Consider the following 24,389-nt stretch of genomic DNA (forward strand, 5'->3'; position numbering starts at 1 on the left):
CAGGAAGTATGGCAAAAGTGTCATTGTACCCCAAAGTGCCTATAGCTTGGGTCGGGGTATTTGTAAAACCCTTCCCCTGATTTTTCCCCCAGTTTCCCCGCATCAATATATGTCTTTAGCAGGGCAGCGAAGCGTTGGGAGGAAATATCAGGTTGCCTTCTGGTAATATGCCATGCGGTATCCAAGCCTACGCTGTCCAGAATGCCGAAGGGGCCCATAGGCACATGGAAATTGACCATCCAGGACTTATCGATATCTTCCACACTACCAATCTCCCCGGTGAGGAGTTTCCCCGCAGCCTTGATAAATGCCATCAACATGTTGTTGAAGATATAGCCCTGGTGCTCTTTTTTTACCAACACGGGAACCTGTTCCAGACTTTTTCCAAATCCCATCAGTAATGGTATGATTTCCTGGTCCGTGCCTGAATGAGGCATGATATCCACTACTTTGGAATAAAACACATCGTGAAAATGCAAGGCACAGAACTTTCCAGGTCTGTCGGATATTTCAGCAAACAGAGAGGGAAGTAGATAAGAGGTGTTAGTGGTAAATATGGTTTTTTCAGGAGCAATTTTCCCGAATTGACCCCAAACTGATTTTTTGATTTCCGCATCCTCTGTTACACTTTCATTAACCAAATCCGCATCCTTTATGGCCAACTGAGGACTGCCCGTAAAGGTGATGGAAGCAATTGCATTGTCACCTGCCACATCTTCAAGCCCACTGCTTTTTGCCAACTGCCGGACAATTTTTTTCATCAACCTGGGGGAGTGATCCAAAGCTTGGGAACTACAATCATAAACAGCAACCTGATAGCCTGAAAGGGCAGACTGTAGAGCTACTCGGGACCCTAGATTGCCAGCACCTAATATACACACACTTTTAATTTTCATTCATTTATAGGTTTTGGTAAAGGGATACTTATCCATGCGGTTTTCAAAAGGAATTCAACCTATGAGTCAATTCTGCAAATCCTGAACCCTGAGCAAAGCCCAAGATATTAATTTTTGTGCGAAGAATAGAAATCAACCAAAATTGAAGGAAAAAATTCTTGAGGAGATTATTTATGATAAAACCAATGCGGATGTACACCTAATAATTCTCTACAGCTCTCTGTAGGCGTGCCCAGTTTTAATTACGTATTTATTCTAGGGCTACAAATAGGCAGTATATCTTCAATTCGCATAATTGAATGAAATTTCATAAACCCGTCGGATTCCCGTATTTTCCATCAATGAAATTGGTATTATGCAGGATAGATAGTAATTTAATCCAGAATTGAATAAATTATTCCCATGCCAGTAAAAACACATTCCTACTGCTTATTTATTCTTATTACACTTTTAATTGGTATTCTTCTTCACGCATGCGGAAATGCAGGGGATAAAATCAACACCCAAATTCCGGATCGGGTAAGCTATAATTTCCATATCAGACCCATCATATCGGATAATTGTTTTGCCTGCCACGGCCCCGATGCGAATAAGCGGGAGGCAGGACTTCGCCTGGATACCGAAGATGGGGCTTATGCGGCTCTGAAAGAAAACCCGGAAAAGCATGCCATTATTCCCGGTAAACCCCTGGAATCCATGGTTTTTACCCGCATTTCTTCCGAGGATCCCAACCAAATGATGCCTCCCCCCGAGTCTAACCTGAAACTTTCTGAACGGGAAAAACAAATGATTCGAAAATGGATTCAGCAGGGCGCAAAATACGAAAAGCATTGGGCTTTTGTCCCTCCGCAGAAGCAAACCCCTCCTGAAAACAAATTTCCTGGCTGGTCGCAGCACCCCATAGATAAATTTGTTTTCGATAAAATGAGCACAATAGGCCTTAAGCCCAACCCGGAAGGAGAAAAAGCTCACCAATTAAAACGACTGAGCCTGGATATTACCGGGCTTCCCCCCAGTATGGATGAATTGAAAAGCTTTATAGCTGGGGATCGTACCTGGGAAGAAATGGTGGATCACTACCTGAAAAAACCTGCCTATGGGGAGAAAATGGCTTTAATGTGGCTGGATATTTCCAGGTATGCCGATTCCTTCGGCTACCAAAACGACAATATCAGGACGCAGTGGCCCTATCGGGACTGGGTCATCCATGCTTTCAATCAAAATATGCCCTACGACAGCTTTTTGACCTGGCAATTAGCTGGAGATCTTCTTCCTGAACCATCCAAGGAACAATTACTGGCTACGGCATTTAACCGCAACCATAAAATCACAGAGGAGGAAGGGGTGATAGATGAGGAATACCGCGTGGAATATGTGTTGGATAAAACCAACACCTTCAGCAAAGTAACCCTTGGGATTACCATGGAATGTGCCCAGTGCCACGACCACAAGTACGATCCGGTTTCCCAAGAGGATTATTTTAGCCTTTATGCTTTTTTTAACAACACCCCGGAAAAGGGTTTTGAAGGGGGAGCGGGATCTCCAGTTAGGGCAAAAACACCCTTAATCTGGGTGGACGAAGCGGATACGAAAGGAATCCTGTCTTTTGTAAACCATCCAGACACCAACAGGGTAGCCGTATCCATTATGGCAGACCTCCCGGATTCGGTACGTCCTACGCATGTACTGGAGCGTGGCATTTACGATGCCCCAAAGGGTGAGCCTCTGCTTGCCCGTACTCCACCGGCTATTAAGGCTTTTGACTCCGGATTGCCAAAAAACCGCTTAGGTCTGGTTAAGTGGGCCATAGCAGAAGACCACCCCCTTACTTCCCGTGTGTTTGTGAATTTGATCTGGCAGGAGATTTTTGGCAAAGGGCTGGTTCCCTCGGCAGGGGATTTCGGCATGCAGGGTGAATTGCCTACCCACCCGGAGCTTCTGGACTGGCTGGCAGTGGATTTTCGTGAAAACGACTGGGACATACAGCACCTAATCAAACTGATTGTCACCTCAGCTTCTTACAGACAGTCGGCGGTCATTCCGCCAAAACACATGGAAAAAGATCCTGATAATGTGTATTTAGCCAGATATCCCAGATTACGCCTGCATGCAGAATTGATACGAGATTATATACTTTCCAGTAGCGGAATACTTGTCCCGGAAATAGGAGGACCCAGCGTAAAACCTTATCAACCAGAAGGGTTATGGGAAGCCTCCAGTTCGGGGAGAGGGGAATTAAACGTCTATCGGCAGGATAAAGGAAACAAACTTTACCGAAGAGGGATCTATACCTTCATTAAACTAACCCTTCCACCACCCTCCCTTTTGATTTTCGATGGGAGCAATCGGGATATTTGTCAGGTTAGCCGCAGCAGAACCAACACCCCACTTCAGGCCCTTAACCTGCTCAATGATCCCACCATTTTGGAATCCTCCAGGGTAATGGCAGAAAACCTTGTTAATTCACATAATTCACAAGAAGAAGCTATAGAAGAAGCCTTTGTTCGGGTGTTATGTCGGTTTCCCAGGGAAGAAGAAAAAAAGACTGTCTTAGCTTATTTCATGGAAGAATTCGAACGCTACAAGCAGGCACCCCAGGAGGCAAGAGAACTTTTGAGCGTTGGAGAGTTCCGGACTGCGGACCTCCCTGAACCGGAAAAAACCGCAGCACTAATGCAAGTAGTCGTAGCTCTTTACAACCTAGAAGAGACTTTCACTAAGACCTGACCTTTTTAAACTTGGAGAACTGGGATTTATTGGTAATCAGGCGTTGAAATGATTTCTATATAAAGAAAATCAGAATAGGGCAGCAAAGGGAAAAGCCATAGCAGAGTAAATCGACAAGGAGAATCCAAGAAATACTAAGACTAGCGGAAAGTCAAGGTCTACAGTTAAAGGATGAAATGACTTTTAACGAAATGGGAATTGACTTCAAGGTCGGATTTGCGAGAGCAATGGACGGTACATCCTGTGTGTTGCGTATTCCTCGCCGTTAGGGCTTAGGGGATCAAATCGAACAGGAAAGAAAAATTCTAGCTCTGGCAAAAAAGCACCTTTCAGTGGCTGTCCCTGAGTGGAAAATGCAAGTCACGATTTGGTGGCTTATCCCTTACTGAAGGGTGCTCCTGTCCTTACCTTTGACGCAAATACCTATGATGTCACCTGGCATATAGATTATAACAATCCTGCTATTGCAAACAAAAATACCCCAATGCATACATTTAGGACTCTACTCCAATTGATGGTAGGAAAGCGAATAATTGCTCTGCAGGGCTTTTTCCACCTCTTCGGATACAGGTCCTGGCAATTTGGTTTCAAGTTGAAACCGACCATCCTTCCCCATATACACCAAAATGTTCTTTTTCCAATCCTCTTCGGTCCTGGGATAGTCCTCCCTATAATGTGCACCTCTGGATTCTTTACGGTACAAAGCAGTCTTGAGAACAAGTTCCGAAGAAAGCACCACGTTCCTGAGGTCTAGATTTTGCCAAATCAGGTCAACACTAAGTTTGGAAATCGGCTTAGCGCACCCCTTTATTTCTGCTTTTAAAGCTTCAAGTTCTTCCAGACCCTTCCGTAAATAAGTTTCTTTTCGTATGATTCCCGCGTGATTCCACATCAATTTTTTAATTTTCTGGATAAATACCCCGGGATCCTCACAGCCTATTATATTTTGCAAGTATTCATTGGCCTGCTTCTTCACCTCCCCCGTGTTTTCTTTGTCCTCCAAAAACTCAAAGGTTTCGGCAATTTTTTGGCCAAAGGAGTTTCCTAGGACTAGGGTTTCGATCAATGAATTCCCTCCGAGCCGATTTGCTCCATGCATGCCACTGATGGCTTCTCCCACGGCGAACAATCCCGGGACATTGGTGGCTCCCGATTGAAGGTCCACCTCTGCGCCGCCCATCGAATAGTGACAAGTGGGAGCCACTTGAATAGCTTCTTTGGACATATCCACCCCGAGTGCTAAGAACCGATTGTACATTTTGGGCAATCTAGCCTTAATAAAATCGGCATCCTTATGTGTGATATCCAAATACACCCCACCCTCTTCGGTTCCATTTCCCATTTCAATTTCTTTCGCAATTGCCCTTGCTACTTCATCTCGCGCGTCTAGTTCTTTTTTCTCTGGCGAATATTCGGTCATAAAACGGTCCCCGTTATTGTTAAATAGGAATCCACCTTCTCCACGTACTGCTTCGGTCACTAATTTACCTATATAGGACTCTGGAGCTGTCATGCCTGTGGGATGAAACTGAACCATTTCCATATCCATCAATTTTGCACCTGCATGATACGAAAGGTGAATGGTGTCTCCCAAGTTTTCGTCTTTTCTCGAAGATGAACGTTCATAGATAGAGGCATATCCTCCTGCCGCAAGCACCACACAAGAGCTTTTGAAATGGATAAAATCACCCTTTTTTTTGTCTAGCCCCAATGCCCCTACCACTCTGCCTTTTGCTTTAAGAATGTGAAAAATATAAACCCCATCCTGACAGGGGATTTTCAATGATTTTGCTTTGCTTACCAGAGTATCCAGAATCGCTTTTCCTGTACGGTCCCCTACAAAGCAGGTTCTTCTAAACGATTGGGCACCAAAAAATCTTTGATTGATGCTATTTGCATCGGTTTTGTTAAAAGGGCAACCCCACTTATCCAGCTCTTTAACAGCTTCTGGAGCAAATTTACATACATGTTCCACTATTTTAGGGTCATTGAGGAAGTGTCCCTCTCTGAGTGTGTCCGCTGCATGGATACCCCAATTGTCCTCCTGGTCCAGAGAACCCAAGGACGCATTAATTCCCCCAGATGCCATTATGGTATGTGCATCCCCAAACTCTCTTTTGGTGACCAGTTTGCAGGAAATATTGTAATGGTGTAGGGCTATGGCAGTTCTAACCCCAGCCGCGCCGGCACCTATGATCAGAACGTCTACTTTCTCCTCTCGAATTACTTCCGGTAATATCATATCCTTCTAATTAAGCTAGTTGGTTTAGGTTTTCGCATTAAAAATTTTCGATGAAAATTTTTGACACCTACTAAATCCAAACAAAAACGGAACCAAAACCCGTACAGGTGGGCCATAGATGCTGAATCCAGGAATCCTAGTTATAAAATGCACGAAAATGTGGTGAAACCCATTCCAATTGTTTTACCCCAAGTTCAGAAAGCTTTTTGGCCGGTTTAATGGACAAAGACAACGCTAGCAGAATGGGAGATGGCTTGAGGCAGTCTGTCTGAAAAATCAACCTTTAAGGTCCCTACTGGATTTTTATATCCAATTTACGCCAAACTTTATTTGGTCTAATACCACTGTTACTCACTACACTTCGAAAAAATCACGTACCTTTGTGAAAAATTTGAAGAGGCATGGACAACAGCACCCACAAAGCAGGATTTATAAACATCATAGGTAAACCCAATGTGGGCAAGTCCACGCTGATGAACTTGCTTATGGGTGAAAAACTGTCCATCATCACCTCCAAAGCCCAAACCACGCGGCATCGCATTATGGGGATCATCAATGAGCCGGATTATCAAATCGTCTTCTCGGATACTCCGGGCATGCTTAAGCCCAAATATGAACTGCATAAAAACATGATGAGTTTTGTGCATATGGCCCTGGAGGATGCAGATGTTATCCTGTTTGTGACAGACCTGTTTGAAACTGCGGATGAGATTGAGGATGTATTGGAAAAAATCAACCAATCGGGAGTACCTGTTTTACTTGTTGTCAATAAAATTGATCTCAACAAAGAAAACAAATTGGAGGAGGTTACCGAATACTGGACCAATCGCCTCAAGGTAGAAACCATCATCCCTGTATCCGCAATAGAAAACTTCAACACGGAAAGGATACTACAGGAAATCCTTGACCGGCTGCCTCTCCACCCCCCCTTTTATGACAAGCAGGAACTTACCGATAGGCCGGAGCGCTTCTTTGCCTCCGAAATTATTCGGGAAAAGGTTTTTCTAAATTATAAAAAAGAAATTCCCTATAGCACAGAAGTTGCTATAGAGGAGTTTATTGAGGAAAAAAAAATCATTCGTATTAGGGCTCTGATCTATGTGGAAAGAAACAGCCAGAAGGGCATCATAATAGGTGACAAGGGAAAGGCTCTAAAGAAAGTCGGCACCCAGGCAAGGGAAGAAATGGAGGTGTTTTTTGGGAAAAAAGTCTTTTTGGAAACCTTTGTAAAAGTGGAGGATGACTGGAGGAAAAACAAAAAGAAATTGAAAAGATTCGGTTACGACTAATAAGTATGGAAACATGGCAAATATAGTAGCAATTGTAGGCAGGCCCAATGTGGGCAAGTCCACTTTTTTTAACAGACTTGTGGAAGAAAGAAAGGCCATAGAGGACAATCTGAGCGGGGTGACCCGGGACAGGCACTATGGCCATGCCCAATGGGGGGGCAAGTATTTTTCCGTAATCGACACAGGAGGGTACGTGACCGGGTCCGAGGATGTTTTTGAAAAGGAAATCAGAAAGCAGGTAAACCTTGCAATTGAAGAAGCCAGCGTAATTTTATTCGTTTTGGATTGCCACGACGGACTTACAGACCTTGACAAGGAATTCGCAAATGTGCTTAGGGGAACGCAAAAACCGATATATCTAGTAGCTAATAAAGCCGACAATTTAGAAAAAAGCCTTATGGCTAATGAATTCTATTCTCTAGGACTTGGGGAGGATCAGGTTTTTCCTATTACAGCAACTTCTGGAAGTGGTATTGGTGACCTACTGGATAAGATCATTACCCATTTCAGCGAAGTGGGGGAAGAAGACCCAGACGACGGTATCCCAAAGATATCCATCTTGGGAAGACCTAATGTCGGGAAAAGCTCCTTTCTGAATGCCTTACTCGGCAGGGAAAGGTCCATTGTGACAGACGAGGCCGGTACTACCAGGGACAGTATTGATACCCGTTACAAATTGTTTGGGCAGGATTTCATTATCACCGATACTGCCGGGATACGAAAAAAGGCTAAGGTTACGGAAGACATTGAGTTTTATTCCGTGATGCGGTCACTTCGCAAGCTGGAAGATTCCGACGTGGTGATAGTGATGGTGGATGCTACCAGGGGATTGGAATCTCAGGATGTGAACCTGATTTCACTGGCCCTAAAAAACAATAAGGGAATCATGATCATGGTAAACAAATGGGACCTCATCGAAAAGGACCATAAAACCATGGAAGCCTTTAAGGAAGGAATGGTGGAGAAGCTTGGCGAGCACAAATGGATCCCCATCATTTTCACCTCTGCCCTTACCAAGCAAAGGATTTTCCAAGCGATAGAATTGGCCATGAAGGTGTATGAAAACAAGCGAAAAAAGGTGCCCACATCTAAGCTAAACGAATTGCTCCTGCCAGAAATCGAACACTATCCCCCACCTGCCAACAAGGGTAAATATATTAAAATAAAATACATCACGCAGCTCCCAACCAAGAATCCAGTATTTGCTTTCTTCTGTAACCTACCCCAGTACATTAAAAGCCCCTATACAAGGTTTTTGGAAAATAGACTCAGAGAAAATTTTGACTTTGAGGGGGTTCCTATTAAGCTGGTTTATAAGAAAAAATAAGAAAAACTCTTCCATCGGTAATACGGGATAGGAGGATTGTACCAGTCTAAAAAACCAGTTTTTAACAGCTTGGGCATGTTAATTGTGGCTGTTTTGTTAAAACCAAACCAGCTGCCATGCATTTGTTTACACGATTGTTCCTATGCTGTTTCTTTTTTTCTGGCATGAACCTTTTATCCCATGCTCAGGGAGATCCAGCAGTGGATTTAATTCCCAAAGTTGAAGCAGGCTTTATGGGCCTAGGAGTGGGTTTGGAATACCCCGTGTCCCAAAAGGGGCTTATTGATATTGGACTAGGAATGGGGGGTGGTTATTATCGAACAGCCGAGAATTTTAATTTTTCATTGACCGGTGCTCCGGTATTCTATCTAAATGCAGGATACCGACATACTTATAATCGTCAGCAGATGGTCTTGAGGAGTGATAACACCTTACATAATTCCGGTAATTTTTTTGGGGGTAAAATCAAATATGCTTCTCAAACGCTTTCTGACCCGAACGTGGAAGATGTGTTGGGGGAACTTCCTCCAAGGCTCAACAACGTCGCCATGGCGGAGGTACATTGGGGAATGCAACGTCCCATTAGCCGTAGGTTTTTCTTTAATTTTCATGTTGGCGTTGGATTTGCTTGGGACATGGACTATGGTGGAGGTGCCTTGTATCCCGCTGCCAATGTGATGGTGGCCTACAACCTCTTTTCAGAAAAAACCCCATAGTTTCAACAGCGGAAGTGTATTTTTTTATCTTTGAGAAAAACATTTCTATAATCCCAAGAAAAATGAAACGCAGAACCTTTTATAAACTTACGGCCAAAGGAATTGCCATTTCTGCCTTGGCTCCCTCCCTTTCGCTTCATGCAGAGCCCAATCCATCCGTGAGGCTAGGCGGCCCTATTTTCAGAAAATATGAGTCCCCGGAAGAATGGGTGGAGGCAGTAAAGCAAAAAAACTTCAGGACAGCCTATTGCCCGGTAAAAGTTGGAGCCTCCGGTGAGGAGATCCGAAAATATGAAGAGGCTGCCAAAAAAGCCGATATACTCATTGCAGAGGTGGGCATCTGGAAAAACATGCTGAGCGTACGTGACCAAGAAGCCAAGGAGGCCTATGACCTTAGTGTAGATTCCCTGGCCCTTGCAGATGAAATTGGAGCAAATTGTTGTGTAAATATCAGCGGATCCAAGAATCCCGAACACTGGGCAGGCCCTCATGAGGACAACCTCACCAAAGAAACCTTTGAGGAGATTGTGGAATTATCCAAGAAACTCTTAAAGGAAGTAAATCCAAAACGGACTTTTTTCGTGCTGGAACCCATGCCTTGGGCTTATCCGGATTCCCCCGACTCCTATCTAGATCTTATTAAGGCTATAGACCATCCTCAGTTTGGTGTCCACTTCGACCCTGTTAACATACTTTCAAGTCCTCAATTGCTGTATAACAATGGGGCTTTTATCAAAGAGTGTTTTAAAAAGCTTGCCCCCCATATTAAGAGCTGTCACGCAAAGGATATCGTAATCCTGTCCGGTACTGATTTGCCAAAGTTTGAGGAGATAAGACCCGGGCTTGGCCTATTGGACTATCAGGTCTTTTTGAAAGAACTGAGCAAATTGGAAGATATTCCCCTGCTTATGGAACATCTGAGTGGGGAAGAAGAATACGATAAGGCCTCAGGATATATCCGAAGTGAAGCCAATAAAGCAGGAGTTGCGGTTTAAATTTGGATTGATTTTCAGTCCGTAAGTTGGGTGGGGCTAATGTAGTGGTGCCCAAACGATTTCTATAAAAAAATAGGTGGCCCAACAAATCAAGGCAAGGGATCCATAACGGGTCAGCACTTTGGCCCTGTTGCAAACTGCCCAAAACCACCCTACAAAAATGGGTTTTACCATTCCTGTCAGTAAGGCAAAAGAGAAAAACAATGCCAGCACATAGAAGAAAATAGAAAGCGTTTCCATGATAAGGCTAAAATCCAGGAAGGCAGCATAAAAGCTGCCTTCTTGAATTTGTGTTTGTGGTTTGTTTATTTCTTTCTTTTTACCTCTTCCATTTTGTACCCTTCGAAGGTATCCCCTTCTTCTATATCGTTGAAGTTTTTGATGGACACTCCACATTCATATCCACTCTTCACTTCATTGACATCATCCTTGAATCGCTTTAGCTGATCAATATCCCCGTCATGCTTAACGATTCCATCCCGGATGACCCTTATCTTATTTTTTCTTTGTATAAATCCGTCGGTCACATAGCAACCTGCTACTGTTCCCACCTTGGAGATTTTAAACACTTCTCTCACTTCTATGTTACCTGTGATCACTTCTTCAAATTCCGGCTCCAACATTCCTTCGATGGCATCCTTAATTTGGTTGATCGCATCATAAATGACAGAGTAATGTCGGATTTCTATCTCCTCCTGCTCAGAAAGTCGCTTAGCATTTGCCGAAGGCCTAACCTGGAATCCAAGGATAATTGCATCGGAGGCAGAGGCCAGCAGGACATCAGACTCAGAAATTTGTCCTACTCCTTGATGAATAATATTAACTTTTACCTCTTCCTTGGAAAGTTTAAGCAGAGAATCTGCCAAAGCTTCCACCGAACCATCCACATCCCCTTTAATTATGATGTTTAGTTCTTTGAAACTACCTATGGCAAGTCTTCTGCCTATTTCGTCCAGTGTGATGTGTTTCTTGGTTCTTAGACTCTGCTCTCTCTGGATTTGTTCTCTAGAGTTTGCGATTTCCCTCGCCTCCCTTTCGGTATCATATACTTTGAAGATATCCCCTGCCTGAGGGGCACCACTCAACCCTAGTACCTGAACAGGGGTGGACGGGCCAGCAGTCTCTACCTTTTTTCCCAGGTGGTCAAACATCGCTTTTACCCTTCCGTAATGTTGTCCTGCAAGCATCACGTCACCTACTTTAAGGGTTCCAGCTTGCACCATTATGGTGGTCACGTAACCTCTACCTTTGTCCAATGACGCCTCTACCACAGTACCCACCGCATTTTTGTTGGGGTTGGCTTTGAGTTCTAGTATCTCCGCTTCCAGCAATACTTTTTCCAACAGGTCATCGACACCTTGTCCTGTTTTGGCGGAAATTTCCTGGGACTGGTATTTACCCCCCCAGTCTTCCACCAATAGGTTCATATTGGCAAGTTCCTCTTTGATTTTATCCGGATTGGCATTAGCCTTATCCACTTTGTTGATAGCAAAAATCATGGGCACCCCAGCCACCTGGGCATGGTTGATAGCCTCCTTTGTTTGGGGCATCACGTTGTCGTCTGCGGCAATCACAATAATAGCCACGTCGGTTATTTTTGCACCTCTGGCACGCATAGCGGTGAAAGCCTCGTGACCCGGAGTATCCAAAAAGGCAATTTTATGGCCATCCTCAGTCATCACGTCGTAAGCCCCAATGTGCTGCGTGATACCTCCCGCTTCCCCATGGGTTACCTTGGCCCTTCTAATGTAATCCAGCAAAGAAGTTTTACCATGATCTACGTGGCCCATTATGGTTACGATAGGTGCCCTATCATCCAGTAAGTCATCACTTTCCTCAGAAACAACTTCGGCTTCCTCCTCATCGGGTTTTGTGAATTCGATCTCGTAATTGAATTCATCAGCAATGATGGTGATGGCTTCAGCGTCCAGTCTCTGATTGATGGAAACAAACATACCAAGAGACATACAAACGGATATCACCTCATTGACCGAAACGTCCATTAAGGAGGCAAGGTCATTGGCAGAAATAAACTCGGTGACTTTTAGTACTTTCCCGTCATCGGGAGTTTCAGCAACTTCCTTGTTCCTATCCTGCTTTTTATCTCTTCTATTTTTTCTTCCTCCCCCGGATTTACCTCCTTGAAGACGTGCCAGGGTCTGCTTAATTTGTTCTTGAATTTCTTTCTGGGTAGGCTCTGCCTTTTGCATACGGCCTTGACCCGGCTTTCCTCTACCCCCCTGTTGTCCGGCGGGTTTACCTCTTCTGCTCGCTGGGCCCCGCCCTTGGGCAGGTCCGCCAGGCCCTCTATTCGCGCCTTCTGTACCAGGCGTTCTGGGCCTGTTGTCAATTCTTTTCCTTGGCCTTTTTTTCTTTTCCTTGTTCTTTTCGTCGGAGGAGGCTACAGGTTTGGACTTCTTTTTTGGCTTATCCTTGGGAAGTTCTATTTTCCCCAAAACGGTTAGTCCTTTCAAAGAGTCCGCTTTTGCAGAAATGACCCTATCCTTTCCTTCTTTTTCAGGTTCAGGCTTGTCCTCCTTTGGTTCGACCTTTTCCTCGGGTTTTTCCTTAGCTTGCTCAGGTTGGGAAGTGGTAGGAGCTTCCGGTTTCTCCTCTTTTTGAGGTTCAGGGGTCTTCTCCTCTTCCTTAGGCTTTTTAGAATCCTCAGGCTTTGAGGCAGGCTCAACTTTAGGTTCCTCAGGCTTTTCTGACTCTTTCTTTTCTTGGGTCTTTACTGCCTCCTTAGCCGGTGGATCTGAAGAAACTTCCTGAACTTTCTCCCCTTCTGGAGCAGGGGGGGTGGGTTTTTGTTGTTCCTTTTCCTCTTCTTTGGGTGCAGGGGGTGCAGGCTTTTGCTCCTGCTTTGGAACTTCTGGTTTTTCTTCCGCAGGCTTAGGAACAGGCTTTTTTCCTTCCAGATCTATCTTCCCCACCACCTTCAATCCATCCAGCTTAGGAGCATCTGGCTTGATTTTCTCCGTTGAGGAGGTGCTTTCCGGAGTATCAGGTGCAGGTTTTGGCGCAGTCTTTGGATCAGGCTGTTTCTCAGGTTCAGTTTTTCTGACCTGCTCAGGCTCCATTTCAGATTCTGCTTTGATCGTGAAATTTTCGTTGTGGCGCTTGCCTATTGAGAGGTGCGAAGCCTCCTCCTTCTCCTGAGCAGAAGACTTAAACTCCTTGGCCAGCATATTGAAATGCTCCTGACTGATCTTGGAGTTGGGGTTGCCTTCTACCTCAAAGCCTTTTTTGGCCATAGACTCCACGATGGTCGAAATGCCCACGTTTAGTTTTCTGGCTACTTGCCCCAATCTCATCATTTTTTCTTCTGACATAAGCTAAAACCTGTTCCTGTATTATTTTTATCTTGCAAATATAAGCCCGATGGAATAATCTACCGTTTATTATTGCTCAAATTCTTGTTTCAAAATCCTAAAGATTTCCGAAATGGTTTCTTCTTCCAGTTCGGTTCTCCTCAACAAATCCTCTTTGGTAAGTGCCAAGACACTCTTTGCCGTGTCAAGCCCTGTCTTTTTGAGTTCTTGTATCACCCAATCGTCGATTTCATCGGAAAACTCACTCAAGTCCACATCCTCTTCTTCTTCATAGTCAGAGAGTTCCCTGAACACATCTATTTCATAACCTACCAAACGACTGGCTAGCCTAATATTGTATCCCCCTTTGCCAATGGCCAAAGAAACTTGGTCAGGCTTCAGGTAAACCGAAATCCTTTTGTCTTCCTCGTTGACTTGCAATGAGGTTACTTTTGCTGGGCTCAAAGCCCTAGAAACATATAGGTCAAGGTTTTCGGTATAGTTGATGACATCAATATTTTCGTTTTGCAGTTCCCTTACCACGGCATGGATACGACTTCCTTTCATTCCCACACAGGCTCCAACTGGGTCTATTCTATCGTCATAGGATTCTACAGCCACTTTTGCCCTTTCACCGGGTTCCCTTACAATCTTTTTGATCGTTATCAGCCCATCATAAACCTCGGGAACTTCATTTTCAAAAAGCCTCTCTAGAAATATGGGGGAAGTTCTGGATAAAATGATCTTTGGATTACCGTTGATCATCTCCACTTTATGGACAATAGCCCTTACAGAATCCCCTTTCCGGAATCTGTCCTTTGCAATTTGCTCACTCTTAGGCATCACCAATTCGTTGCCTTCCCCGTCCATCAGGAGGATCTCCCTGCCCAATATTTGATATACTTCGGCAGAGACAATCTCCCCAACCAGTTCCTCATATTGCTGAAACAAAAGATCCTTTTCCAGATCCTTGATCCGCTGAATGAGGGTTTGCCTGGCCATCATGACTGCTCTCCTTCCAAAGTCCTCAAGCTCAATTCGTTCGTAAGTCTCTTCTCCGATCTCGAAATCCGGTTCGATTTTTCTCGCCTCGGAAAGACTGATCTTGTCATGGTCCCAGATATCCTCTGAATTGTCATCCACGATTTCCCTGATCCGCACGATCTCCAGATCACCCTTATCCGCATTGATGATCACATCAAAGTTTTCATCTGTCTCATATTTCTTTCGTATCATCGCCCTGAATACATCTTCTAGTATACGTATCATAGTGGGTCGATCCACATTTTTAGACCTGGCAAATTCTGCAAACGAGTCTATTAGAACTTTAGCATCCATTGTGTTTATTTAAAAGAGACCAATACTATTGACTTTTTTATCTGGTCAAAAGCCAATTCCGTTGTTTCCTCTATGGCTTTTTTACCTTTTTTTGGCTTTTTCTTGACCTTAATCTTTATACCCATTTGCCCTACTTCCAGCAATTCCCCTTCCACGTCCATACCACTTGTTAGCTGGGCTCTAATGTTACGGCCTATGTTCTTGGTATATTGTCTTCGCGAACTTAGCGGAAAGTCCACTCCCGGCGAACTCACCTCTATTACATACGCCTCCTCAATCAGCTCTTTGGCGTCGATTTCCTCCGCTACAGCCCTGCTCACCAAGGCGCAGTTGTCCACATGAAGACCTGCATCTGCATCAATGAGAATGCTGAGTAGTGTTTTGTAGCCTTGCTGGGTTATTTTTATTTCTACTATAAAGTGGCTCTCGTCGGGTAGGTGTTTCTCTACAATTTCGAAAACCGTTTGTTCCAAATCCATACTTTTTACTGCTTACCTTCACTGAGCACTTTCTTGGCTGCATAATGAAAGAGGGGACTGCGTGTCCCCTCTTGGCAATTGTCTTATACCCTGCAAAGGTAATAAAATTATTTTCCTAAAAAAAGTATTGAACTTTTGATAAATTTGCGGGATGCAATTACATCCACTAAACATATACAACACACTTTCCAGAAAAAAAGAACCATTTGAGCCCATCAACCCCCCGAATGTAGGGATGTATGTCTGCGGTCCCACCGTCTATGGTGACGCACACCTTGGACACGCAAGGGCCGCTATCGTTTTCGACGTAGTACATCGCTACCTTAAGTTCTTAGGATATAAAGTTCGGTATGTACGGAATATCACCGATGTGGGGCACCTTGAGGCAGATGCTGATGAAGGCGAGGACAAAATCGCGAAAAAGGCAAAACTTGAGCAATTGGAACCCATGGAAGTTTCCCAGTTTTATGCAGATTCTTACCACAAGGATATGGAGCTGCTCAATACCCTAAAACCACATATTGAACCTAGGGCTACCGGGCATATCCCGGAGCAAATTAAACTGGTAGAAAACATCCTTAAGGAAGGCTTGGCCTACGAGGTGAATGGAAGCGTTTATTTCGATGTCCTGAAATACAACGATAAAAAAAGATATGGGAGGCTCTCCGGAAGAGTGGTTGAGGAGTTGATGAGTGGAAGTAGAGAGCTGGATGGCCAATCCGAAAAAAGAAATCCAGTGGACTTTGCACTCTGGAAAAAGGCCTCTCCCGAGCACCTCATGAAGTGGGATTCTCCCTGGAGCCTTGGTTTTCCGGGGTGGCATCTGGAATGCACCGCCATGAGCAGCAAGTACCTGGGAGACCATTTTGATATCCATGGGGGAGGAATGGACCTCATGTTTCCACATCATGAATGTGAAATCGCACAAGGCAACGCCTGCAGCCATACCGACCCCGCAAAGTATTGGATGCATAACAATATGATCACTATCAATGGCCAAAAGATGGGAAAATCCCTGGGGAATTTTATCACCCTCCAGGAATTGTTCGCCGGAGATCACAAGGTATTAGAAGAGGCCTATAGCCCAATGACTGTCAGGTATTTCATCCTCACGGCACACTACCGGTCCACGCTGGACTTCTCAAACCAAGCTTTGCAAGCCGCCAGAAAGGGATACAAAAAACTGATCAACGGTTACCGGATCGCCAAATCCATGACCTACCTAGAGGATCCCGAGGTAGAAAAGGACGAAAAACAAATAGGGCAGGTCCGAAATAGCCTGGAAGCCATGTTTAGGGCCATGAATGATGATTTTAATTCAGCCCAGGCCATTGGTCATCTCTTTAATATCCTCAAAAAAATCAATGCCGCTTATACAGGTCAGCTTGCGGCCTCCGTTTTCGGAAAAGAGATGTTTGATGAAATGATCCGTACCTATGTTCGGTTTATTGAGGAAGTTCTAGGTTTGGTAGAGGAAAAACCTGAGGAGCAGGAGGAGCTATTGAGGGTGGTTTTAAAAATGTATGCCCGAGCAAAGCAGGCACGAGATTATGATAAAGTAGATGAAATCCGGAATGATTTAAAGCGGATGGGAATCCTAGTGAAAGACATGAAAAACAAAATCGACTGGGCATATGAAGAATAATTTTTTGATACTACTAATTACGCTTAGTATTGTAGGCACGGCTTGTGAATCTCAAAGGAGCAAAGAAGAGGTTACAAGAGAAGAAGTCACCTACAAGGAGGCCCCATCGTTTAGCCAGGATTCTGCATATGCATATACTCAAAAACAGGTTGATTTTGGGCCAAGGGTTCCCAATACCATTGGTCACGCAAACACCAGGCAGTGGTTGATAGAAAAATTTAAGGAATTTGGCTGGGGAGTCGAACTTCAGGAATTTACTGCCACCACTCATGACGGGCTTCAGTGGGACCTCACCAATATAATTGCCTCCTTTAATCCGGAAGCTAGCAAAAGAATCCTCTTGGCTGCCCACTGGGACACCAGAAGGGTGGCAGACAAAGACAGCGAAAGACAGGACGAAGCTATACCAGGTGCCAACGATGGAGGAAGTGGAGTAGGCCTACTTTTGGAAGTGGCCAGGACATTGGGAGAAGTGGAAAACAAGCCAGAGGTAGGGATAGACATCATTTTGTTTGATGGGGAAGATGACGGGGAACCCGAGTCCAAAAAGAACCGAAGCCAATCCACTATTTGGTGGTGTCTCGGCTCTCAACATTGGTCCAAAAACAAACATGAGCCTTCCTATAGTGCCTATTTTGGGATTCTTGTGGATATGGTAGGAGGTCGAGGTGCACGATTCTACAAGGAAGGTTATTCTGTGCAGTACGCCAAAAACGTGGTGGACAAGGTGTGGAAATATGGGCACCACTTGGGACACAGTGATTTTTTCATCATGCGACAGTCCGAGCCCATCACTGACGACCACTTATTCGTAAATGAAAATGCCAATATTCCTATGATCAATATCATCGAGTACAGTCCCGATTATGGGTTTGGCCATTACCATCATACTCATGCAGATGATATGGACTTGATTGATAAAAGAACACTGAAAGCAGTGGGAGAGACAGTATTATTTACCATTTATCAAGAATAAATAACACAGACTTTTCACCTAAAAATCACAGAAAATACTTGTTGCACATTTTAATTTCTTGCTCTATATTTCAAGCAGTTTTCAAAGCTGGAAATTTGCGATAAAATAATGTTGTTTCGAGGTTTTTCAATGCCATAAGCGTTCGGTAGAAGGGGAAGATACTGGTAGCACTTTTTGGGAAATCTTTTTGGGAAACATTCCCTTCATGGAATAGCAAAATAAATGTATCTAACATGTAATTTCACTTACACCCTTTTGAAAAGCAAGAAATCCAGGTAAGATTGATTTTATCCATTTTTTAAAGAAAAATCAATCCCTTTTCTAATCAGAATGAATTAAAACAGATTTCCAATTGGTACAGGGCTTTCCAAAAAATCCTTTTCAATATAGGAAGTACACCTTACAGCTTATTATCAAAACTTAAAGGCATTCATTGATCATTTTACTAAAAAACTTTTAAATGAAATCGAGCCTGTCCTGACGGCGGTTAGAGCATGACGCAAGCCACGCACGGAGGGATGATTAAGATTGCGAGATTCCATTTGGCAAATAAAAATCAAAATAAACACATGAAATGTCCATGAGAAAGAATTCTCACACAGGGGGATGATTATCTAGAGCATTCCATCTGGCCTTAAAAAAACAATTATAAACAGATGAAATCGAGCCTGTCCTGACGGCAGTCAGGGCATGACGAGCACGTCACACACCGGGATGATTATGGTTGCGAGATTCCCCCGAAACAAGTTCCCCGAAGCAAGTTCGGGGCAGGCAGGGGCAGGCTATATGACCGCTAAAAAGAAATTATAAACATATGAAAAAAACATTACTTTTGCTCCTCACCTTTGGGTTAATCCTTACAGCAAGAGCTCAGGACCGAATCATTACCAATGAAGGTAATCGATATGAAGGAAAAGTCACTGATATCAAAAACGATACGGTCTATTTTCAGTATACCTTTAAAGGCCATCTCCGAAAATTAGCCATACCAGAATCCGAAATTCAAGAGAGAACTTTACACTACAAATTACGGGAAAGAAAAGCCTTTTTGGATGAATTAGAACTTCCCCGGTGGAGGGTCACTTTCGAAGGGGGTGCTGGTAAAAGAATTGCAAGGCTTTCCCCGATGGTTACTAACCCAAACGAGGTAGCACACCTACGTGCTCTCACCTTTGGCTATAATCTTGACTTCCAGACAGGCTATTTTTTCAATGAAATGGAAGGTATAGGTGTTCAATACAACCTATTCAAAAGCAGTAATGAAGCCATATCCGGAGGCCAAGTACTTGCAGATAATTATGCCATCCACTACATAGGGTTGAACTACCTGATGAGAAGGGCTATGCCGGATAACCTTTCCATATTGTATTTCAGCCTTGGTTCCGGTGTATCTCATTATTACAATCAAGGTCTCTACCAAAACCTCAGCCTACATATTAAAGGTACCACCTTGGGGTTCAATGCTCAAGGAGGGGCAGATTTTCAAATTGCCAAAAACGTATACCTTGGAGCAGGGCTAAGGTTAAATGCAGGTGTACTGCGCAGTATTAAGGTAGGAAATGGTTTTCACTTTGAGAAAATAAAGCTTAATGAAAACAGCTACGAAAACTTGGCCAGAGTGGATGCTAATTTAGGATTAAGGATTCTAATTGATTGATAAACTCCTTGCCTATTTGGCCAACCGACCAAATAGGCAAGGTTGATAGGTTAAATTCGGTTATTTCACCCCTCCAAAAGAAGCGAAACAACAATTTTTATGTAATATTTCAATCTGTTTAAACCCTACTTTCTCCATCAAGTGGACCTGATAAGATAGGCTTCTTGGGGTATCCTCCACTTCTATGTACTTAAAAACTTTGTCTCTATAACTTTCACCCCCTACAGAGATAAGGTGCCTTCCATACCTAGTCCACATGATTTTGTGGAGTTCTGGATCATCGTGAACCACCAAATCACTAATCCAAAGACTACCACCTGGGACAAGCAACTGGTGGATTTTCTGAAATACCTGTTCCCAGTCCTGGTCATCTCTTAGATGATGAAGCACAGCGGTCGCCAAAATGATATCGTAGTGATTATCCGGTAACTTTACCTTACGAATGTCCTCCTGGTATAAATTGACCTTCCCTGTGGTGCCCCAAGAAACCCTATCAAACGCTTTTTTCAACATGGCCTCACTTAGATCCACCATGTCACAGTTCAATTGGGAGAGATGAGGCAGCAAATTCAGGGTAAAATTACCAGCCCCGCAACCTATATCCAAAAGATTTTTGGCATTCGGGTTTGTGGTTACCGCCGCTTGGGTGATCAGCTCCATCGCCAATGGAGCGTCCATAATGGATTCCTGTCCAGTTTCTAAATTGGAAAAGCGTTCAACATCCTTATCAAATCGCTCCCGGATTTCATCTACTGTAGATTTTTGACTCATTATATGTGGTTATGGTTGGTATTAATGAATTGCAAGACACAATTTTACTATATTATCAACTAAGCATCAAATAATGTACCTATACTATATATAATTGGGCTACTTGCAATTTTTTAGTGTTGTGCCAATATCATTCTTGATTATATTTTCCCCATGCCCTGATTCCCAAAAAAACTGCAAATCAGTACTTGTTTTTTAATTCCTCACCTGAGAAATCACCTTCCAATTCCAGTAAATACCCATTTAAAACAGCGTACTTCAGCCCATCCTCCCCCTCCAAATAAAAATTTGCACTACTCCCCATCCCAATCTCTGAATCCGTATTTTCTTTTGCCGATAACATCATGATAGGAAGATTATGAAGCCTGCCCTTCCAATCTTCTGGAGATTTAACCCACATATAACCCTCCTTTAGCATCTTCCAAGCATCAGAAACCGAATACTCATCATGGTTTACCTCTCCCTCATATACCTTTCCTTCCTGCACTCGCAACCCCTTTGCCTCCAGCTCAACATAACCAAAAAAAGTGGACAAATCCCCCCAATCCTGGATGTTTCCCCTTACAAAATAATCTTTCCCCACAGTGTGCTCCCCTCTTCTAATCCCTATATCCGTGGTATATTCCACGCCCTCCTGATCGACGGTGGCATTTTTTATCAACACATCCATTAGCCGACTTTCGTTGTCTGGAATAGAAAAATAATCCTCCTCCTTATAGCGTTCGTATCCTTCACTTGCTATTTCATACAAAGCGCCCAAAATGGCCATGAAGTTTAGTTTACGGATATACTGCTTTTCAGGGTCATTTGGATATCCACCTGATTCTATGAGTATGGTACTTGTGCCCCATTTTTGAAAATTATCCCCGAAAGCCCTGGGCTCGAAGGTATCATTGTACTTTCCCACATGTTGCGGCACTATTTCTTGAAGCACCCTGTTCATGCCGGCTATAACCTTCATGGCCTTTAACCTTACTTCATTCATCTCCCTTTCCTTATTGTATGCCGGAGCCAATACAGATATAGTGGCTGGATTTCGGCTGCCCAGGGTATTGTAATACGTGCTTTGGTCATGTAGGTTAAACCCAAAATGGGGGCTGAAATCATCCCGGGCATTTTTTAGGATTTCGGCTTCTATGGAGGTGGTCCTCCGTGCATCCCTGTTCAAATCTATACCCAAGGCATTTCTACGCATGAACTGCTCCGCCCCATCTGGGTTGACCATTGGTATAACCCGAATGCTCAATCTTTCTTCCATCAATTCCCTAAGTGCCATAAAGGTAGAATCTTCCCCATCCAGAAAATTGAAGAGGTCAAACAAGGCCATGGTTGCCGTACTTTCGTTACCGTGCATCTGTGACCATAGCAACACTTTAGTTGGGCCACTACCATAGGAAAGTTGAAAGATTTCCCTGCCTTTAACTGATCTTCCCAAAGTGTCCATTTTAAAGCTTTGGGCATGTTTTTCCAACAGGGGAATAATATCGGCATGAAAAAACCTCCTTTTTTCAAAAGCAGCTTCCTTGTATATTTCAAAGGCCTGCTCCAAGGAAGACGTGCTGGGAACTTCTGTAAACTCTGTCTCCCCGCAGGAAGAAAGAAAAAACAGGATAAGCGGTATTATCAAATTGTAGTATTTGCACATAGTTGTCGGTGGTTGATTTAATGTTGTGAGTACAAATAGCAAATTTTAAGGAATTAATTCAATATCAAACTATTCTAATTTACCTTTATGGCTTAATTTTTACACAGTAAAAAACAACCACTACTTAAACCTATGCAACTTGAATTTGAGGTTCGCCACCTTCCCTTAAAGCATACTTTCACCATCGCCCACCAAAGTCGAGATGTACAGGAGACCATAATTGTGAAACTTTCACATGGTGGTCTTTTTGGGCTAGGGGAATCCACCACCAACCCCTTTTATGGGATGACGGTGGAAAACATGAGTTCCTCCCTAAAAAGGGCCTCAACGGCAGTGGAGGAATTGGGCATATCCCACCCTGAGAAAATATGGGAAGCTACCCGTGAACATTTTCTGGACAACCCCTTCGCCCAATGCGCCATGGACATTGCCGCCTGGGACCTGTATGCTAAATCAAAGGGGAAAAAACTGTATGAATTTTGGGGCTTAAACCCAGCAAACATCCCACTCAGCAATTTCACCATAGGCATAGCCCCCCTTCCCAAAATGGTGGAGAAAATGAAAGAGATGGAATGGCCCATTTACAAAATCAAATTGGGTACAGACCATGACTTGGATATCGTCAGAGAACTAAGAAAACACACAGATGCGGTATTTAGAATAGACGCCAACTGTGCCTGGACTGCCGATCAAGCCATATCCTACTCCAAGGAGCTAAAGGAATTGGGGGTCGAGTTTATGGAACAACCCCTGGCCAAAGATGACTTGGAGGGAATGAGAAAAGTTTTTAAGGAAAGTAAACTTCCTATAATAGCGGATGAAAGCTGTATCGTCCCATCAGACGTAAAAAAATGCCATGGCCTTTTTCATGGAATCAACGTAAAGCTGGTAAAAGCAGGGGGAATAACCCCCGGGCTCAAAATGCTTGCAGAGGCAAAATCCCTAAATATGAAAACCATGGTGGGTTGTATGACTGAATCATCCGTAGGAATCTCTGCCATAGCGCATTTAGCACCCTTGTTGGACTACGTAGACATGGATGGGGCCATGCTTTTGGCCAAGGATATAGCAGAAGGAGTAATAATTACCCCTGAAAAGGTCATATTCCCGGATCGACCCGGAACCGGAGCCCTCTTGTTGGATTAGGATATGCAGACTTTTCACACTAGTAGATTAGGGCGAAAAATCAATGTAGGAAGTAAGGAATACCTGCATTTTAGTGGTACGGCTTATTTGGGCATGGCCAATCAATCCCATTTTGAGGAAAAACTCATGGAAGGGATTAAGCTTTTCGGTGGTAGCCACGGATCTAGCCGGAACAGTACTGTCCAACTGGGAATTTTTGAGGAATTTGAGAGGGAATTTGCTAAAAAGGCAGGTGCGGAGGACTCTATCTGTGTAAGTTCAGGATATCTTTCTGGCCTACTATGTACTTCCTATCTCAAAAGTGAATACGATCAAATTTGGGTGGCCCCTGGAAGTCATCCTGCCATACTTCCACAGGGTATGAGCGGAGATCCTAGGGGGGATTTTTCGCAGTGGGCTGGATCTTGCGTGTCCAAATCCCAATCCCTGATAGGTCAGCGGATCCTCATTATTTCAAACGCAGTGAATGCCTTACACCCCGAAATTCATGATTTCGGATGGGTCAACAACCTTTCTTACCAAAATAAATACTGTCTTTTGATAGATGACAGCCACGCCTTTGGGACTATACCTTCCGGGATCTATGGCACTTTTGCATCATGGAACCATCTAAACGCATCATTGATAGTCTGTGGTTCTTTGGCAAAAGCCATTGGTTTGCCAGGGGGAATTGTCCTGTCCGATAAAGCAACCTGTCAAAAATTGAGGGAAATGCCAATGTTCAGGGGAGCATCTCCAAGTGCTCCAGCCTTCTTGCATGCATTTATTCATAGTAAAGAAACCTATAAAGAGCAATGGGAAAAGCTTAGGGGAAATATCCTTTGGGTGAAGAAAAGCCTAGGGTCAATTTCTGGTGTCCATCCTTTCCCTGAATTCCCAGTGCTTTCTTTTAAGGAGGCGGGCTGGGTTAAAGAGCTTGAAAAGCAGGGAATAATTGTTTCCTCCTTCCCCTATCCGAGTATGCAAGACCCAACTGTGAATCGAGCGGTGATAAGTGCAGAACATACTGAAGGTGACCTTACTACTCTTGTGAATGCCTTCAGAAAATTATCGGAAAAATTAAAGAAATAATTAATTGCCAAATAAACTAAATCAATTTCATTTATGAGCTTAACGCTTATTAAAAAGCCCATCCAATCCATACCCTAGGGTTATCGATGATGTCTCACGGTTTTTCTGATATGCTTTTGCCAAAATTTATTTTAATCACAACCACTGAATCCCTAACT

At 43.8% G+C, this 24,389-nt stretch carries 18 protein-coding genes and 1 pseudogene; 11 read left to right on the forward strand and 8 right to left on the reverse strand.

Translation table 11 applies throughout. The annotated features are described in order from the left end of the window. Nucleotides 1–20: 20 nt before the first annotated feature. A complete protein-coding gene (locus DB520_RS01725; RefSeq protein ID WP_114747935.1) occupies nt 21–896 on the reverse strand; it encodes a 3-hydroxyacyl-CoA dehydrogenase in 876 nt (291 codons plus the stop codon). Between the two features lie 402 nt (nt 897–1,298). On the opposite strand from DB520_RS01725, the gene DB520_RS01730 reads away from it, so the two are divergent. Next, complete coding sequence (locus DB520_RS01730; RefSeq protein ID WP_114747936.1) at nt 1,299–3,623, forward strand: PSD1 and planctomycete cytochrome C domain-containing protein; 2,325 nt, start codon at nt 1,299–1,301, stop codon at nt 3,621–3,623. A 176-nt stretch (nt 3,624–3,799) separates the two neighbouring features. Continuing rightward, a pseudogene (locus tag DB520_RS27580) lies at nt 3,800–4,066 on the forward strand (aminoglycoside phosphotransferase); the annotation flags it as partial. A gap of 59 nt (nt 4,067–4,125) precedes the next feature. Here the strand turns inward: DB520_RS27580 and DB520_RS01735 are convergent. After that, nucleotides 4,126–5,865: an L-aspartate oxidase gene (locus DB520_RS01735; RefSeq protein ID WP_114747937.1), complete on the reverse strand. Its 1,740-nt coding sequence runs from the start codon at nt 5,863–5,865 to the stop codon at nt 4,126–4,128. A 401-nt stretch (nt 5,866–6,266) separates the two neighbouring features. On the opposite strand from DB520_RS01735, the gene era reads away from it, so the two are divergent. The 4 genes from era to DB520_RS01755 all read left to right on the forward strand — a co-directional run bounded on the left by era (nt 6,267) and on the right by DB520_RS01755 (nt 10,192). Next, the gene (era, locus tag DB520_RS01740; RefSeq protein ID WP_114747938.1) at nt 6,267–7,154 is read left to right on the forward strand and encodes a GTPase Era; all 888 of its coding nucleotides are present in this window, start codon (nt 6,267–6,269) and stop codon (nt 7,152–7,154) included. Between the two features lie 13 nt (nt 7,155–7,167). Continuing rightward, nucleotides 7,168–8,481 carry a ribosome biogenesis GTPase Der gene (gene der, locus DB520_RS01745; protein ID WP_114747939.1) on the forward strand — a complete coding sequence of 438 codons (1,314 nt, stop codon included), beginning with the start codon at nt 7,168–7,170 and terminating at the stop codon, nt 8,479–8,481. Nucleotides 8,482–8,597: 116 nt separating this feature from the next. Beyond that, nucleotides 8,598–9,197 (forward strand): hypothetical protein, encoded by a 600-nt coding sequence (locus tag DB520_RS01750; RefSeq protein WP_198675214.1) that lies wholly within the window; start codon nt 8,598–8,600, stop codon nt 9,195–9,197. Between the two features lie 62 nt (nt 9,198–9,259). Further along, nucleotides 9,260–10,192, forward strand: a complete 933-nt coding sequence (locus DB520_RS01755; RefSeq protein WP_198675215.1) for a sugar phosphate isomerase/epimerase family protein — start codon at nt 9,260–9,262, stop codon at nt 10,190–10,192. Nucleotides 10,193–10,228: 36 nt separating this feature from the next. Here DB520_RS01755 and DB520_RS26940 read toward each other — a convergent pair whose 3' ends face one another. The 4 genes from DB520_RS26940 to DB520_RS01775 all read right to left on the reverse strand — a co-directional run bounded on the left by DB520_RS26940 (nt 10,229) and on the right by DB520_RS01775 (nt 15,320). Further along, the gene (locus tag DB520_RS26940) at nt 10,229–10,432 is read right to left on the reverse strand and encodes a hypothetical protein (protein ID WP_114747941.1); all 204 of its coding nucleotides are present in this window, start codon (nt 10,430–10,432) and stop codon (nt 10,229–10,231) included. Between the two features lie 65 nt (nt 10,433–10,497). Next, on the reverse strand, nt 10,498–13,524 hold the full coding sequence (gene infB, locus DB520_RS01765) for a translation initiation factor IF-2 (RefSeq protein WP_114747942.1): 3,027 nt from the start codon (nt 13,522–13,524) through the stop codon (nt 10,498–10,500). 69 nt (nt 13,525–13,593) lie between these two features. Further along, nucleotides 13,594–14,841, reverse strand: coding sequence for a transcription termination factor NusA (gene nusA, locus DB520_RS01770; protein WP_114747943.1), 1,248 nt, complete (start codon nt 14,839–14,841; stop codon nt 13,594–13,596). A 5-nt stretch (nt 14,842–14,846) separates the two neighbouring features. Beyond that, nucleotides 14,847–15,320 carry a ribosome maturation factor RimP gene (locus tag DB520_RS01775; protein WP_114747944.1) on the reverse strand — a complete coding sequence of 158 codons (474 nt, stop codon included), beginning with the start codon at nt 15,318–15,320 and terminating at the stop codon, nt 14,847–14,849. 151 nt (nt 15,321–15,471) lie between these two features. Between DB520_RS01775 and cysS the strand changes: the two genes are divergently transcribed. The 3 genes from cysS (at nt 15,472) to DB520_RS01790 (ending at nt 19,598) form a co-directional block, all read left to right on the forward strand. Next, entirely contained in the window at nt 15,472–16,965 is a 1,494-nt protein-coding gene (gene cysS, locus DB520_RS01780; RefSeq protein WP_114747945.1) for a cysteine--tRNA ligase, read from the forward strand. After that, nucleotides 16,955–17,941, forward strand: a complete 987-nt coding sequence (locus tag DB520_RS01785) for a M28 family peptidase (protein WP_114747946.1) — start codon at nt 16,955–16,957, stop codon at nt 17,939–17,941. Before cysS ends, DB520_RS01785 begins: the two co-directional genes overlap by 11 nt. 814 nt (nt 17,942–18,755) lie before the next feature. After that, nucleotides 18,756–19,598: a porin family protein gene (locus tag DB520_RS01790; RefSeq protein ID WP_114747947.1), complete on the forward strand. Its 843-nt coding sequence runs from the start codon at nt 18,756–18,758 to the stop codon at nt 19,596–19,598. Between the two features lie 60 nt (nt 19,599–19,658). On the opposite strand, the gene DB520_RS01795 is transcribed toward DB520_RS01790, so the two are convergent. Together DB520_RS01795 and DB520_RS01800 are read right to left on the reverse strand one after the other, a co-directional pair. Beyond that, nucleotides 19,659–20,369: a class I SAM-dependent methyltransferase gene (locus tag DB520_RS01795; protein WP_114747948.1), complete on the reverse strand. Its 711-nt coding sequence runs from the start codon at nt 20,367–20,369 to the stop codon at nt 19,659–19,661. Nucleotides 20,370–20,550: 181 nt separating this feature from the next. Next, a complete protein-coding gene (locus tag DB520_RS01800; RefSeq protein ID WP_114747949.1) occupies nt 20,551–22,014 on the reverse strand; it encodes a M14 family metallopeptidase in 1,464 nt (487 codons plus the stop codon). A 132-nt stretch (nt 22,015–22,146) separates the two neighbouring features. Between DB520_RS01800 and DB520_RS01805 the strand changes: the two genes are divergently transcribed. Next, entirely contained in the window at nt 22,147–23,160 is a 1,014-nt protein-coding gene (locus tag DB520_RS01805) for a dipeptide epimerase (protein ID WP_114747950.1), read from the forward strand. 3 nt (nt 23,161–23,163) lie between these two features. Beyond that, nucleotides 23,164–24,231 carry an aminotransferase class I/II-fold pyridoxal phosphate-dependent enzyme gene (locus DB520_RS01810; RefSeq protein ID WP_114747951.1) on the forward strand — a complete coding sequence of 356 codons (1,068 nt, stop codon included), beginning with the start codon at nt 23,164–23,166 and terminating at the stop codon, nt 24,229–24,231. The last annotated feature ends 158 nt before the right edge of the window (nt 24,232–24,389 follow it).

It is taken from the genome of Pleomorphovibrio marinus, from assembly GCF_003347495.1.
GTDB classification, from domain to species: Bacteria; Bacteroidota; Bacteroidia; order Cytophagales; family Cyclobacteriaceae; genus Pleomorphovibrio; species Pleomorphovibrio marinus.